Here is a 13,075-nt window from a genome sequence, read left to right on the forward strand (position 1 = left end):
TAAGACTACCACGCTAATCTGTGTCTCAAATGTCACAGACTGGAGTGGTATATGGAAGCAGTTTCATTCAATAATCTTGTGCCCGAACACGGGCAATTCAAACGGCACTCAGCCAACTGGGGCTTATTACCCCTGTATTCACTGAAGCTGCATACCCCTGATACCCCTTACAGGACAGCTGTAGAGCAGTTCATCTATCAGCGCTTTGCTCACCAGTATGGCGCTGATATCAACACCTTTCTTCCCATGCTGCTGTCAGCGGCTGATGATAAAGGTATCACTGCTGCACTGGGTTTTCAGCCTGCTTCTCTCCGTCGTTTGTTTCTGGAGTTTTACCTGGATTGCGATATTGAAACTACACTTGGACTCGTCACGCAAAGCGAAATCCACCGCCACCGAATCGTTGAGATAGGTAATCTCGCTTCGGGCAGACAGCGTGCAACACAATCCCTGTTTTTGTTACTGGCACAGATCCTTTATGCCGCAGGCTATGAATGGGTGGTATTCACAGCTAACAGCGCCGTAAAAAGCTGGCTGGCAAGGCTGCAGATCCCGGCATTTGTGCTTACCGAGGCTGACCCGAAACGTCTGCCTGATAAAGGCGCAAACTGGGGAACCTACTACGACGACAAGCCCGTTGTGCTGGCTGCCAATATTGATCGCAGCTTCAGTACTATGAACAGTCATCCTTTGATGGCCCATCTGTGTGATCAGTATGCTGATGAAATTGAACATGTCTCTGCCAGGCTGCCGCAATGAGTCTGATCGTTCAGCGATTACGCGAACTGGCTGCAGAAAATCCAGAAGCCGTTGCGGTAACGGATAAACACCAGCGTTTATCCCGGGTTGAATTGATTGGGGCAGTGCAGCTACTTGCTGAAATTCTCAAGCCCTACCAGGGAAAGGTTGTAGCCTTGCTTGCAGACAATCAAATCGACTGGGTTGTCACTGATTTGGCCTGTCTTGAAGCCGGAGTGACATTACTGCCATTGCCGGCTTTCTTCAGTGACAGTCAACAGCAGCATGCGATAGCACAAAGTGGTGCGGTCGCACTGATAAAAGACAGTGTTGATTTCCAGGGAGAGCCACTGACAAACCAACTGAAGATTCAGCCGGTCTATCCAACGTCAGAGGCAAAAACCCCTGACGGTACCGTCAAAATCACTTTCACTTCCGGTTCCACTGGCGAACCCAGGGGCGTGTGTCTCAGTGAAGCCAATCAGATCAATGTCGCTCAGGCCTTGCTAAAGCGCATCGGGTTGGAAAAGACCAAACACCTCTGTGTTTTACCTTTAGCGACCCTGCTTGAAAATATTGCCGGCGTCTACGCGCCCTTACTTAGTTGCGGCGAGGTGATGCTGCTATCGGCCGCTGAACTCGGTTTCAATGGCGCCAGTGACTTTGATGTGCAGAAACTGGCCGCCGCGTTGGAGACCATACAGCCAGAGAGCCTGATTATATTGCCGGGCTTGTTATCGGCATTGATCCACATCATTCAGCAAGGCTGGCAGCCGCCCAGTAGCTTGAAATTCGTTGCCGTGGGCGGCAGCCGGGTTGGCCACGGTTTACTGGAAGCCGCGAGGGCAGTGAGTTTGCCCGTGTATGAAGGCTATGGTTTGTCCGAGTGCAGTTCTGTCGTCAGTCTCAACAGCACTACCGACAATCAGCAGGGCAGTGCCGGTAAGCCACTCCCACATGTTGCTGTTTCGTTAGAAGACAATGAAATTGTTGTGTCTGGCAATGCTTTTCTCGGTTACGTGAATGAGCCGGCGAGCTGGTATCAGCAACAGGTGAAAACCGGGGATCTCGGCTTTATTGATGACAGCGGTTTTCTACATATCCTCGGTCGTCGAAAAAATCTGCTCATCAACAGTTTCGGACGCAATATCAATCCGGAGTGGGTTGAGAGCGAAGTCCTGGCCAATCCTGTCATTGCTCAGTGCGTGGTTACAGGAGATGCACGGCCGTTTTGCATCGCCCTGATTTATGCCCGATCAGCGGTAAGCGATGCGCTTATCGATAACTGGTTACAGCAGGTTAATCAGGCACTCCCGGTTTACGCCCGTATCAAGCAATGGTTACGGCTGCCTCAGCCTCTGAACCAGGGAAACGGCACGCTGACAGCCAACGGCAAACCGGTTCGCGACCGGATAGACCAAATTTATCAAGCAGAAATTAATCATCTTTTTAAGGAGCAGGCGTGAATGGCTTTTTTTGATGTTTTACAGGCTGAAACTACCGAGACAAGAGCACAGCTTTTTTCAGCCCCGATTTTTCAGCGGGCTTTTTCCGGTGACATTGATACTGAGCTTTACATCGATTTTCTGACACAGGCTTACCATCATGTGAAACACACGGTGCCGCTTTTGATGACCGTCGGCGGCCGCTTACCTGAGAGCAAAGAGTGGCTGCGCACAGCGGTGGCTGAATACATTGAGGAGGAAGTGGGGCACCAGGAATGGATATTAAATGATATTGCCGCCTGTGGTGGAGATAAGGAAGCTGTCAGAAATAGTCAGCCCAATCTGCATACCGAGCTGATGGTCGTCTATGCCTATGATATGGCCCAGCGTGTGAATCCATTGGGCTTCTTCGGTATGGTGCATGTCCTGGAAGGGACCAGTATTACTTCTGCAGACCGCGCTGCAGAATCGATTCAACAGACATTGAAACTGCCCAATCAGGCATTCAGTTACCTGCGTTCCCATGGGGCGCTGGATCAGGACCATGTGAAGTTTTTTGAAGGCTTGATGAACCAGATAACTGAGCCGGAAGAGCAGGAATTGATTATCCGCTCGGCCCAGCGTTTTTATTATCTCTACGGCAATATTTTTCGTAGCCTGACTGGAGATGCAATGCCATGCACAGTCTGAAAGATAAAACGATTGTCCTGACCGGGACGGCAGGCGGTATTGGCCAGTCTGTCGCTGAATTACTGAGCACGATGGGGGCCACGCTGGTATTGACCGATATCAACAGCGATAAATTGGAACAGCTGAATCACGGTTTTAATGACAAACATTACACCGTGGCAGCCGATTTGGCCTCAGCTGAAGGCCGCAGCAAACTGGTCGAATGCTGCAGCGAGATGCTGTCACCGCCGCAAATGCTGATCAATATTGCCGGCATCAACCAGTTTGCTCGCTTGACTGATTATAGTGATGAGCAACTCGACAAGCTGGTGACCGTGAACCTGATCAGCCAGATTGCCCTTTGTCGTGACTTTTTGCCCCTATTCAGCCGTTTGCCGTCAGCAAGCATCATTAACGTCGGATCCATTCTCGGCAGTATCGGGATGCCAGGCTACAGCGTTTATTGCGCGACCAAGTTCGGCTTACGGGGATTTAGTGAAGCATTAAGCCGTGAACTGCTGGACAGCTCGGTCGCAGTGCGTTATTTCGCGCCAAGAGCCACTCAAACCGCACTCAATGATAAGCGGGTTAATGAGATGAACAAAGCATTGGGCAATGCGATGGATACGCCAGAACAGGTCGCTGCTGAACTGGTCAGTTTTCTGCAAAACCACGACAAGCGCGGTTACCTGGGCTGGCCGGAGAAATTATTCGTGCGTATCAACAGCCTGTTTCCATCCCTGGTGGATAGATCTTTCCAGAAACAGCTGGCTGTGATTAAACGTTATATGTGAGGAATCAACCATGAAAATATATTTATTTTTGTTGGCGATGGTGGTCAGTTTTTCAGCGTCTGCTGATGTGATGGAACAGGTGTCTGAAGTCCAGCATCACTGGGCGGAAGCCAACTATCAGATCAAGGGCAAAGCGCAGCAAACCCGCTTTGAGGGTTTACTGAAAGAGGCCGATGCCGTGGTGCAGGCGAATCCCGCATCTGCCGAGGCTCTCATTTGGCGCGGTATTGTGCAGTCAAGCTATGCCGGCATCAAAGGCGGGCTGGGGGCGCTGGGCCTGGCTAAAGCTGCCAAAGCTGACTTTGAACAGGCGCTGAAGATCAATGACAAGGCGCTAGCCGGCTCCGCTTATACCAGTCTCGGTACTTTGTATTTCAAAGTCCCCGGCTGGCCGTTGGGCTTTGGCGACAACGACAAAGCCGAGCAACTACTGAAACAGGCGCTGGCGATTAACCCGGATGGTATCGATAGTAATTATTTTTATGGGGTTTTTATGCTGGATCAGAGACAATACGAAAAAGCAGAGCAGTATTTATTGAAAGCCCGGCAGGCACCGGCACGGCCGGACCGGCCACTGGCAGATCAGGGGCGGCAACAGGAAATCACCGACGCATTGCAGCAAGTTCGTTATCAACTGAGAACACATCAACATGCAGGTATTGCTGATTGAAGATGATGCCTCTCTGGCAGAGGGACTCAAACGGTCGCTCAAACATGAAGGCTTTACTGTTAACCATCTGACGCTGGGTAAGCAGGCTGTCAGTGCCGTTGCTACATCAGCACCGGATATGCTGGTGCTGGATCTGGGCTTACCGGATATGGATGGTCAGGAGGTGCTCAAAGCCATTCGTAAACTTGATGCAGAACTACCCATACTGATTCTGACAGCCCGGGCTTCATTGGAAGATAAAGTCACGGGATTGGATAACGGTGCTGATGATTACCTAGCCAAACCCTTTGAAACGGATGAATTACTCGCCCGCCTCAGAGTGTTCGAAAGAAGGCTGAGCAGTTTTAAACATGCCGGATTAACAATCGGTGAAGTCACGATGGACACCAAAGCGCAGACAGTCAGGGTTTCAGGTAAAGAGATTGAACTCTCCCGGCGTGAGTTTATGTTGCTCAAAATGCTGATGGAAAATACCGGACGGGTGCAGACCCGCGATAGTCTGGAAAGCAAGCTCTACAGCTGGGGTGAAGAGATTGCCAGCAATGCGATTGAGGTGCATATCCATCATCTCAGAAAGAAGCTGCCTGAGCATTTCATCAAGACCGTTCGTGGTGTCGGTTACACCATCAAGGTGGCATGAAGTCGATACGCCTGTTCCTGCTGCTATCGCTGCTGGCGACGATCACGCTGGTGAATTTTGTCGCCTTGCTACATGGTTATCAGTCCAGTATGGAAAAGGCGCAGAGCCTGTTTGACTCGAGGCTGGCGAGCACAGCGAGACTGATTGCTTCTGCAAATTCCGAGCAGGCGATTCAGCAGGGGATTGCCGAACAGCAGACGCCGTTCACCTATTTTCAGATTTGGGACAGTGACAGCAGGCAGTTGCTCACGCGATCCCGAAATGCGCCCGGGTTTGTCACCGGCGAACTCAGTGAAGGTTTTCATGAGATCAACTTCGATAGTTATCGCTGGCGTAACTTTGTCTACCGTGATCAGCATCTGAACCGCTGGATTGTGGTGGCAGAGCGTATCGATATTCGCTATAGCCTGGCTGAGGAGGTGGTACTGGAATCCTTGTTGCCCATTGTGATTGGTATACCGGTCGCCGCATTGATTATATGGCTGGCCGTCGGCATCGGTCTGAAACCGCTCAAACAGTTTGCTGACCAGGTCCGCGCTAAAAGGACTGATGATCTGAGTCCGATTCAATTGGAAAGAGTGCCTTATGAACTGATGACGGTTGTTTCCAATACCAATGCTCTGCTGGGCAGACTGGATGATGCTTTTCACCGGGAACAGCGCTTTGCTTCTGATGCAGCGCATGAGCTGAGAACCCCCATCAGTGTACTCAAAGTGCATTTATATAATCTGAAACAACGCTTGGGGGAGGGAGATGAGGACGTGGCCCTGCTCAAGGCCGGTATTGAACGCATGGGGCATCTGATTGAACAGATTCTGGCCCTGTACCGAAGCTCACCGGACCAGGCATCAGACCGTTTCGAATCGGTCGATCTCTACAAGCTGGCGCAGACAGTGATTGCCACTGATTTTGCCCGTTTTGAGCGCAAGCAGCAGAACATATCACTGGATGGCGAGCCCGCCTTGATACCTGGGAATCGGTTTGCACTGGAAACCCTGCTACAGAATTTATTAAGCAATGCCAACAAATATACGCCCCCGGGTGGGGAAATCCGGGTCAGCGTGCGGCTGCTTGACAACAGGGTAGAGCTCAAAGTCGAAGACTCCGGCCCCGGCATCCCGGCTGAACAGTACCAGCGGGTATTTGAGCGTTTTTATCGGGTTGATGGCGACAGGCACGACAGTGGCGAACTCGGTTGCGGTCTGGGGCTCACCATTGTCAGTCACATCGTCGATTTGCATCATGCCCGGATACAGCTCGGACCCTCATCGCTGGGGCAGGGGCTGGGCGTGACCATTGAGTTTCCGGGGGAAAGCTAAATTGAAACAACTTTTTATTCTGCTGAGTTTATGCTGTCTGTCACCGCTGGTTATGGCAGGGCCGCCGGTGATTGAAATCGAGATCAAGGATCATTTGTTCTTCCCTGATGAGGTGCGGATTCCGGCTGATACCAAGGTTAAATTGCTGGTAAAAAACCTGGACCCGACGGCAGAAGAATTCGAGAGCTATGAACTAAACCGGGAAAAGGTGATTGCCGGTCACAGCGAAGCCATTATTTTTATCGGCCCGCTACCGGCCGGTGAATATCCCTTCTTCGGCGAGTTTTTCCCAAAAACCGCCCAGGGCAAAGTGATCGCGGAGTGATGTGATGTTATTGAATGCAGTCATTATTATTCTGCGCGAAGTGCTGGAAGCGGCATTGATCATCAGTGTGTTTCTGGCGCTGAGTCAGCTGCTGAACCGTAATCTGTGGTGGATGTTGCTGGCTTTGATAATCGGTTTCAGCGGCGCGTATATCTACGCGGTGAATCTCAGCGCGATCTCAATGGCGATGGAGGGCACGGGGCAAGAGGTACTTAACGCTGTATTACACAGCGTGATTTTCCTTGCCTTACTGATATTTATGATCACTGTGCCCCATCAGGCACACCCCATGTGGCGACGCATCAATCTTATGACCATCGTACTGGCCGTTATCACCGCTATTGTTCGCGAAGGCTCTGAAATCATCCTTTACATTAAAGGCTTTATCGGTATTCCGGATTTACTCAGCCCGGTATTAATGGGCAGTGCCGTTGGTGCCGGCATTGGACTCAGTGTTGGCGTGTTTTTTTACTATCTGCTGGTCAATATGCGCACCAGCCATGGTATCTGGCTGGGTTACCTGATTCTGCTGCTGATTGGTGGCAGCATGGTAGCGCAGGCAGTCGAATTTATGATCCAGGCAGACTACATCGCCGCCAGCGCACCGGTGTGGGACAGTTCTGCGATTATCAGTGAACGATCAGCGGTAGGCCAATTGCTCTATGCTCTTGTCGGCTATGAAGCAACACCGGCACCGCAGCAGGCTGCGGCTTATTTCTGCAGTATAGTCCTGCTGGTTGTAGCTGCTGCTATCAGTTTTATGTTCAGAGGAAAGTCATCATGAAATTCATCCGTCTCATCATCGTGCCAGTATTGATGCTTCCCGGACTGGTGATGGCGGATGACCTTGCCATTGATAAGGTCTATCACCCTTATGTTCAGCCACTGGAGCGGGAAGTGGAATGGCGGATGGTGGCTGCGGACGGTGATCACTTGCAGCGGTTGGGTATCGGACAATCCTTAAATGATCGGGTCTTTGTCGAGGGTTATCTGCTGGCAGTTGAAGAGGGCGATACTTTCCGACTGGAAGGCTATGAACTGGAAACGCGGATCCAACTGACCGAGCAGGGCGAATATCCAGTTGACTGGGGCATGCTGGTTGAACTGGAAAAAGCCCATCACCAAGATGAATGGGAGCTGGCCACTGCCCTGTTAATGGAGAAACAGTGGGGCAGGTGGGTCGGGGCAGCCAATTTCTGGTTGGAATACGAATGGGGTAATCAGATCAAGGATGAGTTTGAAACAGCTGTCGCCCTGCAAACCCGTTATCGTCTTTCACCCGAGTTTGAGCCGGCGATTGAGTTTTATGGTGGTGAAAATACCCGGGCATTGGGACCCGTTGCGATGGGAGATATCCGCTTCGGTCCCGGTAAAAAGTTACATTGGGAAACTGGCATTCTGCTCGGTCTCAGTAAAAAAACGCCGGATGCTACATTGCGACTACTGGCTGAATACGAATTCTAGCTTATTGCAGTGCCTGTTCCTTCATCCGTCTCTCCAGATCATTCCATAGCGAGAGTTTGGAAGCTTCGCCAACCCGCTGGCCTTCACCACGGGATTTGGCCAGCCACAGTCCAGTACCGTTAAAGCTGTAGACCGGCACCAGATCATTGCGGCGGCTGGCCGGTTTGATATCGGTAATCAGGTTATCGAGTACCAGCGGTACTGAGCGCTTGGTTTCAAAGTAGGTCAGCACCATGTGTGCCTGATCGATTTCAATGGCCTTAACATAGGTGATTCTCAGCTTGCCTTCATCGACGCCCAGCTCTTTGAGGGTGAAGTATTTGGCAATTGAGTAGTCTTCACAGTCGCCGGCACCGATAGACAGCATTTCCAGTGGCGTCGCCCAGTAATCTTTTTTCTGCCACAAATCGATATCGTTAATAAACTGCACGTTACTGTTGAAGAATTGATTGACCAGTTCCAACTTTTCTTTTTCCGGTAAGTCGTGATTGGCCGGATCGTCTACCAGTTCACGCCAGCCTTCAACGCGTTTGCGCGCGAATTTATTGTACTGGCTTTCGATGCGGGCCAGTACTTCATCGCTGATATTGAGCTTGGCGATGCCCGGCAGGGCAAACAGCAGCGAAGCCAGTAGCAGCGTTATCAGACTGTGACGGTAAAGACGCATTTAATCCCCGGCGATCAGACTCAGCGACTGATACCAAACAAGCCGGTCTGTTTCACAATCTCAAAGTCCTCATCGGCTTCTACCGATTCAGCCAGCACCTTAATTTCAATCAGGCTCGATACTTCCTGAATCAGCTCAAGGAAGTCTGGCTTGCTGGCATTGCCTCGGATGTTATGTGTCAGATCCCGCGCCAGTCGTATATAGTCGATGTGCAGATCATGCAGCATTTCGACAGGGATGATGTCGGAGGAATAACGTTTTAACAGCACGGTTGCTCCCTGAGACTCGACAAAGCTGCTGAAACTGTCGAAGGCCGCAATATCCTTGGCTGCGGCATAAGCGGTCACCGAAAAAGCCAACAGATGATTAGCCAGGCTGGTTTGTTCCATACGGGCTTTGAGCCAGCGGTGGAATGCCAGCGATGACACCGATGGCATTGACAGGTTGATGGTAACCGGCGTGGTGATGTTTTCGGCTTCCATTTTGAGAATGATTTTGTTGACGATGACTTTGTCCAGATCTTCAGCCAGATCAAACTCTTGTGCAACGGAGAAGAAGGTACCGATGGACAGCGCCTTGCCGCTGGCGTCTTTGACCACGGTAAAGGCTTCCTGCATCACCTTGAGGGGAATATCGGTATTGTAATTATAAGCTTCAGCCGTGAAAGTGATTTCAGGTGTGTTGTTGTCGATAGCATGGACGATGGCTTCGCGCCAGGCCTGTTCAGTCATCGAGCTGATGCTGTCCTGCTTGATGAAATAGGCATTCTGACCAATGTTTCTGGCCTGTTCATAAGCTTCGATCAAGGCCGGCATCAGGCGATCAAATTCACTGGTCTTATCGAAATACACAATACCGGTATGCACCATGTCATCCAGCTCATAGCGTTGACCTAACTCATTGATATCGTGCTTGAGTCTTTCAGCCAAAGCTGTGACCGAATTCACATCTGAGTCTGGGCTGATCAATGCAAATTCAGAGCCGTAAAGACGGTAGACATCAGCCTCTTCAGGGGCATTTTTACGCAGTAGTTCGGCGAATGACTGCAGTAATTTATCGACTTTCTGATTGCCCAGTTCTTTGCTAATGGCAGCGAGATCATCAAATTTGAAATACAGCACATAACCATGACTACCCGCAGAGAGGGCGCGTTTGACATCGACACTGAATGTTGCCTGATTGAGCAGACGGGTCAGAGGGTCGCGTTTCAGGCTGTCACTGAGTGAGTCGAGGCGGGTATTCAGCCGGGCAATGGTATCGCCGATTTTACGTGACATGCCATTCATTGAGTTCGCGACATGGCGCACCTCGGTGGTCCAGGGCAGCCTGTTAATTGTGGTGAAATTACCACTGGAAATCTCATTAGCCTGTTTCTGTATGTCTCGCAGTGGTTGAAGCGTCAATCGCAGTACCAGCATTAACAGCAGGAAGGCCGCTAGGAAAATAAACAGGGAATAAAGCAGCGTCTCCTTGGCTTGTTCGTACAGTTTGAGATAGGCGTAGGAAGGGTTGCTGGTGACATACAGGCTGCCGGAAATATTCCAGCCCGAGCTGATCTCAGTTCGCGCTGTGGCAGTTTTCATCGGTAACAGTCTTATCAGCCAGTCGGGTACGCCTTCCATCTGTACTGGATTGGTCAGTGTGACCAGGTTTTCACCATCCACATTTTCCAGGCGCATTTCCTTGTAATAGCCCATATCAAAGATGGCATTCATCATTGTCTGCAAGATAGGATCCTGCTCATCAGTCATATGCGGGCTCAAAGATAAACCCAGCGAGGTAGCGGTATCCTGAACATGAATCTGAGATTCCACCTCCAGGTAATTGCGAATATTGTTCATGCTTAAATAAAAGCTGACCGAGAAGACAATCAGGAAAATCAGACTGATCAGGATCAGGAGTTGCTTGGACAGAGACATAATGCGTTCCTCGAAACAGGCCAATGCAGAATTAATTCACCATCTGATAAACCTTCGCTATCCTTCTGGTCTATCTCAAGTTAATGATGAAATTCAGTTAAAGATACGCTGCCAACCAGCATCAGGCAAGGTGATTCGGGCATTCACAGCGCTTTTGTTTTAGTGCAGCGGTTGCTAGGATCAGTTTTTCTCCCCGCAAGGCGAATGGCATGTTGTCGACCATGTTGCAGATGGGGCTGCTGATTGCCTTTGGCACACTCTGGCGATTGTTGGCTCCCAGGCATATCCCCGCGCTGGCTCACCGCCGGGCTTTGACTGATCTGGTATTTTATATTTTGCTGCCGGCACTGGTGTTGGATGTCATCTGGGGCGCGCCGATTGATCTCACTTCAATGAAAATTTCGCTGGTCGCTTTATCGACCTTGGCGGTCTCTGCTTTGCTGATGATTTTGGTACTCCGTTTTTTCGAGACCAGCCGGCCGACAAAAGGAGCCTTACTACTGGCCGCCGTATTTCCCAATGCGACTTATCTGGGGCTACCGGTCACTGATCAGGTACTGGGTAAATGGAGTAATTCAGTTGTACTTCAATTTGATTTATTCGCCTGTACACCGGTACTGCTGACCCTGGGCATTTTAATGGCTAATCATTTTGGTGCGGACGGTCGGGAAGTTCACCCCTTGCGTGAGTTGCGAAAAGTACCTCCGCTCTGGGCTGTGGCTGTGGCCATGCTGTTGAATATCTTGGACGTCCCCAGACCAGAACTCGTTCACAACACCTTATCGACGCTATCGGGCGGCGTGGTGCCATTGATGCTGATCGCGCTGGGAATGAGTATCCGCTGGGATACGATGCGCCTGAAATTTTTGCCGATGTTGTTACCGGTCGGCGTGATTTCATTGCTGATAGCGCCTATTGTGGCGTTTGTTGTCAGTCATGGCCTGTCTATGCCACAGGATATTTCCACCGCTGTGGTATTACTGGCCGCGATGCCGACCATGATATTCGGGATTGTAATTTGTGAGCGGTATGGTCTCGACAGTGCGATTTATGCTGCAGCGGTTTTCCTGACCACAGTCCTCAGCGTATTGACGCTGACAGTCTGGTTTTACTTTCTGCCGCCAGCCTGATCATCCCAGATAAACCCGGACTTCTCGATTTCGGCAATCATCACGGCCATGGCCTGTTCCACCTGCTGTTCATCACCGCGCAGGCTGAACAGGATATAGGGCTCATCGCCCAAGTGAGGCAGGCTGGATAAAAGCAGATCAGGATAGTCATCGACAATTTGATTCATGGTATGCAGCAGGTCGGACTCGCGCCCCCTGGTAATGCGGATAATACGTTCACTGCGTGGTCGCAGATCACGCAAATGGGCATATTCGTTGTCGAGCAACCATTCCACCATCGGCCAGGCCATCTCCGGAAAGCCAGGCATAAAGTGATGATTATCGACGCTGAAACCCGCCACGCGGTTCACCGGGTTGGGAATCAGCCTGCAGCCTTCGGGCAGGTGTCCCATCAGAATACGATTGGGGTAAGCCGCTTCACCGAACTTGTCCTCGATTTCCTTGACCGCTTCAGGATGTGGCACCAGGGGCACACCTTTAACCAGTGCAGCGGTCTGGCGGGTGCGGTCATCCGGGGTTGCGCCGATGCCGCCAAAACTGAAGACCAAATCATCACTCGCCATTGAAAAGCGCATGGCACGCTCGAGATCGGCGGCATCATCACCGACGATGAGGCTCCAGCTGAGCTCCAGTCCACGTGCGGCGAGCACTTCCTGTAAATGTGCAAAATGACGATCCTGTCTTTTACCGGATAGGATTTCATCACCGATAATCAATGCCCCGATTTTCATCCCGTGGTTTGCTCCTGTCTGTTACGCATGAAGTCAGCGGTTTGTACAAATGAGGACATTAATTGTTCTGCAAATAGCCGGTCAAGATCCATCGTTTTCAGAGCCTGTGCCATGCAGTAAAGCCATTGGTCGCGTTCTTCGATACCGATAGAGAAGGGCAGATGTCGTGCCCGGAGCCGGGGATGACCGAACTTGTCTGTAAACAGGGGCGGACCACCAAGCCAGCCGCTCAGAAACATAAACAGTTTCTCTTCACTGCTGCTGATGTCTTCGGGGTGCAGCCTGCGGATCAACTGTGTCTGCTCTGTCTCGCACATGATCTGGTAGAAAGTCTGACACAGCTTTCTGACACCGGCTTCGCCGCCGATGCGCTCGTAGGGTGTTGCAATATCTGCCATGGTTTTTAGCTTATGGAAAAAGGCTAGTTTAACTTGCCTTGTCTGACTGATAAAGCAAGCTTTTAGTGCCTGCCGGGACAAAATTTGTCAATAATCAATAATATGTATTGCCTTGTTCATGCCAGACAGTGTTTGCTATTAAATCGCGCAGGGCATCGCTTTTTGC

At 50.8% G+C, this 13,075-nt stretch carries 15 protein-coding genes; 11 read left to right on the forward strand and 4 right to left on the reverse strand.

Going from position 1 to position 13,075, the window contains the following annotated elements; genetic code table 11:
• Window positions 1–51 precede the first annotated feature (51 nt).
• The 10 genes from OMQ46_RS01680 to OMQ46_RS01725 are packed head-to-tail and all read left to right on the forward strand — an operon-like array spanning window position 52 to window position 8,064.
• On the forward strand, window positions 52–759 hold the full coding sequence (locus OMQ46_RS01680; RefSeq protein ID WP_266235312.1) for a thermostable hemolysin: 708 nt from the start codon (window positions 52–54) through the stop codon (window positions 757–759).
• Window positions 756–2,204, forward strand: coding sequence for an AMP-binding protein (locus OMQ46_RS01685; protein WP_266235313.1), 1,449 nt, complete (start codon window positions 756–758; stop codon window positions 2,202–2,204). Before OMQ46_RS01680 ends, OMQ46_RS01685 begins: the two co-directional genes overlap by 4 nt.
• The gene (locus OMQ46_RS01690) at window positions 2,205–2,873 is read left to right on the forward strand and encodes a TenA family transcriptional regulator (protein ID WP_266235315.1); all 669 of its coding nucleotides are present in this window, start codon (window positions 2,205–2,207) and stop codon (window positions 2,871–2,873) included.
• Window positions 2,861–3,646 (forward strand): SDR family oxidoreductase, encoded by a 786-nt coding sequence (locus OMQ46_RS01695; protein ID WP_266235317.1) that lies wholly within the window; start codon window positions 2,861–2,863, stop codon window positions 3,644–3,646. Before OMQ46_RS01690 ends, OMQ46_RS01695 begins: the two co-directional genes overlap by 13 nt.
• Before the next feature lie 10 nt (window positions 3,647–3,656).
• A complete protein-coding gene (locus tag OMQ46_RS01700) occupies window positions 3,657–4,316 on the forward strand; it encodes a tetratricopeptide repeat protein (protein WP_266235318.1) in 660 nt (219 codons plus the stop codon).
• Window positions 4,297–4,956 carry a response regulator transcription factor gene (locus tag OMQ46_RS01705; protein WP_266235320.1) on the forward strand — a complete coding sequence of 220 codons (660 nt, stop codon included), beginning with the start codon at window positions 4,297–4,299 and terminating at the stop codon, window positions 4,954–4,956. Before OMQ46_RS01700 ends, OMQ46_RS01705 begins: the two co-directional genes overlap by 20 nt.
• Complete coding sequence (locus OMQ46_RS01710; RefSeq protein WP_266235321.1) at window positions 4,953–6,275, forward strand: ATP-binding protein; 1,323 nt, start codon at window positions 4,953–4,955, stop codon at window positions 6,273–6,275. The genes OMQ46_RS01705 and OMQ46_RS01710 overlap by 4 nt, the downstream gene beginning before the upstream one ends.
• 1 nt (window position 6,276) lies before the next feature.
• Window positions 6,277–6,600 (forward strand): cupredoxin domain-containing protein, encoded by a 324-nt coding sequence (locus OMQ46_RS01715; protein WP_266235322.1) that lies wholly within the window; start codon window positions 6,277–6,279, stop codon window positions 6,598–6,600.
• Window positions 6,601–6,604: 4 nt separating this feature from the next.
• Window positions 6,605–7,384 carry an FTR1 family protein gene (locus tag OMQ46_RS01720; RefSeq protein ID WP_266235323.1) on the forward strand — a complete coding sequence of 260 codons (780 nt, stop codon included), beginning with the start codon at window positions 6,605–6,607 and terminating at the stop codon, window positions 7,382–7,384.
• Complete coding sequence (locus tag OMQ46_RS01725) at window positions 7,381–8,064, forward strand: hypothetical protein (RefSeq protein WP_266235324.1); 684 nt, start codon at window positions 7,381–7,383, stop codon at window positions 8,062–8,064. Before OMQ46_RS01720 ends, OMQ46_RS01725 begins: the two co-directional genes overlap by 4 nt.
• A gap of 1 nt (window position 8,065) precedes the next feature.
• Here OMQ46_RS01725 and OMQ46_RS01730 read toward each other — a convergent pair whose 3' ends face one another.
• Together OMQ46_RS01730 and OMQ46_RS01735 are read right to left on the reverse strand one after the other, a co-directional pair.
• Window positions 8,066–8,731: a transglutaminase-like cysteine peptidase gene (locus OMQ46_RS01730; RefSeq protein ID WP_266235326.1), complete on the reverse strand. Its 666-nt coding sequence runs from the start codon at window positions 8,729–8,731 to the stop codon at window positions 8,066–8,068.
• Between the two features lie 20 nt (window positions 8,732–8,751).
• Window positions 8,752–10,650: a LapD/MoxY N-terminal periplasmic domain-containing protein gene (locus OMQ46_RS01735; protein WP_266235328.1), complete on the reverse strand. Its 1,899-nt coding sequence runs from the start codon at window positions 10,648–10,650 to the stop codon at window positions 8,752–8,754.
• A 209-nt stretch (window positions 10,651–10,859) separates the two neighbouring features.
• Here OMQ46_RS01735 and OMQ46_RS01740 point away from each other — a divergent pair, with 209 nt between their 5' ends.
• Complete coding sequence (locus tag OMQ46_RS01740) at window positions 10,860–11,780, forward strand: AEC family transporter (protein WP_266235329.1); 921 nt, start codon at window positions 10,860–10,862, stop codon at window positions 11,778–11,780.
• Here OMQ46_RS01740 and OMQ46_RS01745 read toward each other — a convergent pair.
• A complete protein-coding gene (locus OMQ46_RS01745) occupies window positions 11,759–12,511 on the reverse strand; it encodes a competence/damage-inducible protein A (RefSeq protein WP_266235330.1) in 753 nt (250 codons plus the stop codon). The genes OMQ46_RS01740 and OMQ46_RS01745 overlap by 22 nt on opposite strands.
• Window positions 12,508–12,909 (reverse strand): group II truncated hemoglobin, encoded by a 402-nt coding sequence (locus OMQ46_RS01750; protein ID WP_266235332.1) that lies wholly within the window; start codon window positions 12,907–12,909, stop codon window positions 12,508–12,510. The genes OMQ46_RS01745 and OMQ46_RS01750 overlap by 4 nt, the downstream gene beginning before the upstream one ends.
• Window positions 12,910–13,075 lie beyond the last annotated feature (166 nt).

This window comes from Methylophaga sp. OBS1 (assembly GCF_026319365.1).

Bases quoted from the DNA above. Each gene is read 5' to 3' on its own strand.
- OMQ46_RS01745 (WP_266235330.1), bottom strand. From the start codon at position 12,511: ATGAAAATCGGGGCATTGATTATCGGTGATGAAATCCTATCCGGTAAA.
- OMQ46_RS01740 (WP_266235329.1), top strand. From the start codon at position 10,860: ATGTTGTCGACCATGTTGCAGATGGGGCTGCTGATTGCCTTTGGCACA.
- OMQ46_RS01750 (WP_266235332.1), bottom strand. From the start codon at position 12,909: ATGGCAGATATTGCAACACCCTACGAGCGCATCGGCGGCGAAGCCGGT.
- OMQ46_RS01710 (WP_266235321.1), top strand. From the start codon at position 4,953: ATGAAGTCGATACGCCTGTTCCTGCTGCTATCGCTGCTGGCGACGATC.
- OMQ46_RS01735 (WP_266235328.1), bottom strand. From the start codon at position 10,650: ATGTCTCTGTCCAAGCAACTCCTGATCCTGATCAGTCTGATTTTCCTG.
- OMQ46_RS01720 (WP_266235323.1), top strand. From the start codon at position 6,605: ATGTTATTGAATGCAGTCATTATTATTCTGCGCGAAGTGCTGGAAGCG.
- OMQ46_RS01695 (WP_266235317.1), top strand. From the start codon at position 2,861: ATGCACAGTCTGAAAGATAAAACGATTGTCCTGACCGGGACGGCAGGC.
- OMQ46_RS01690 (WP_266235315.1), top strand. From the start codon at position 2,205: ATGGCTTTTTTTGATGTTTTACAGGCTGAAACTACCGAGACAAGAGCA.
- OMQ46_RS01725 (WP_266235324.1), top strand. From the start codon at position 7,381: ATGAAATTCATCCGTCTCATCATCGTGCCAGTATTGATGCTTCCCGGA.
- OMQ46_RS01705 (WP_266235320.1), top strand. From the start codon at position 4,297: ATGCAGGTATTGCTGATTGAAGATGATGCCTCTCTGGCAGAGGGACTC.
- OMQ46_RS01685 (WP_266235313.1), top strand. From the start codon at position 756: ATGAGTCTGATCGTTCAGCGATTACGCGAACTGGCTGCAGAAAATCCA.
- OMQ46_RS01730 (WP_266235326.1), bottom strand. From the start codon at position 8,731: ATGCGTCTTTACCGTCACAGTCTGATAACGCTGCTACTGGCTTCGCTG.
- OMQ46_RS01700 (WP_266235318.1), top strand. From the start codon at position 3,657: ATGAAAATATATTTATTTTTGTTGGCGATGGTGGTCAGTTTTTCAGCG.
- OMQ46_RS01680 (WP_266235312.1), top strand. From the start codon at position 52: ATGGAAGCAGTTTCATTCAATAATCTTGTGCCCGAACACGGGCAATTC.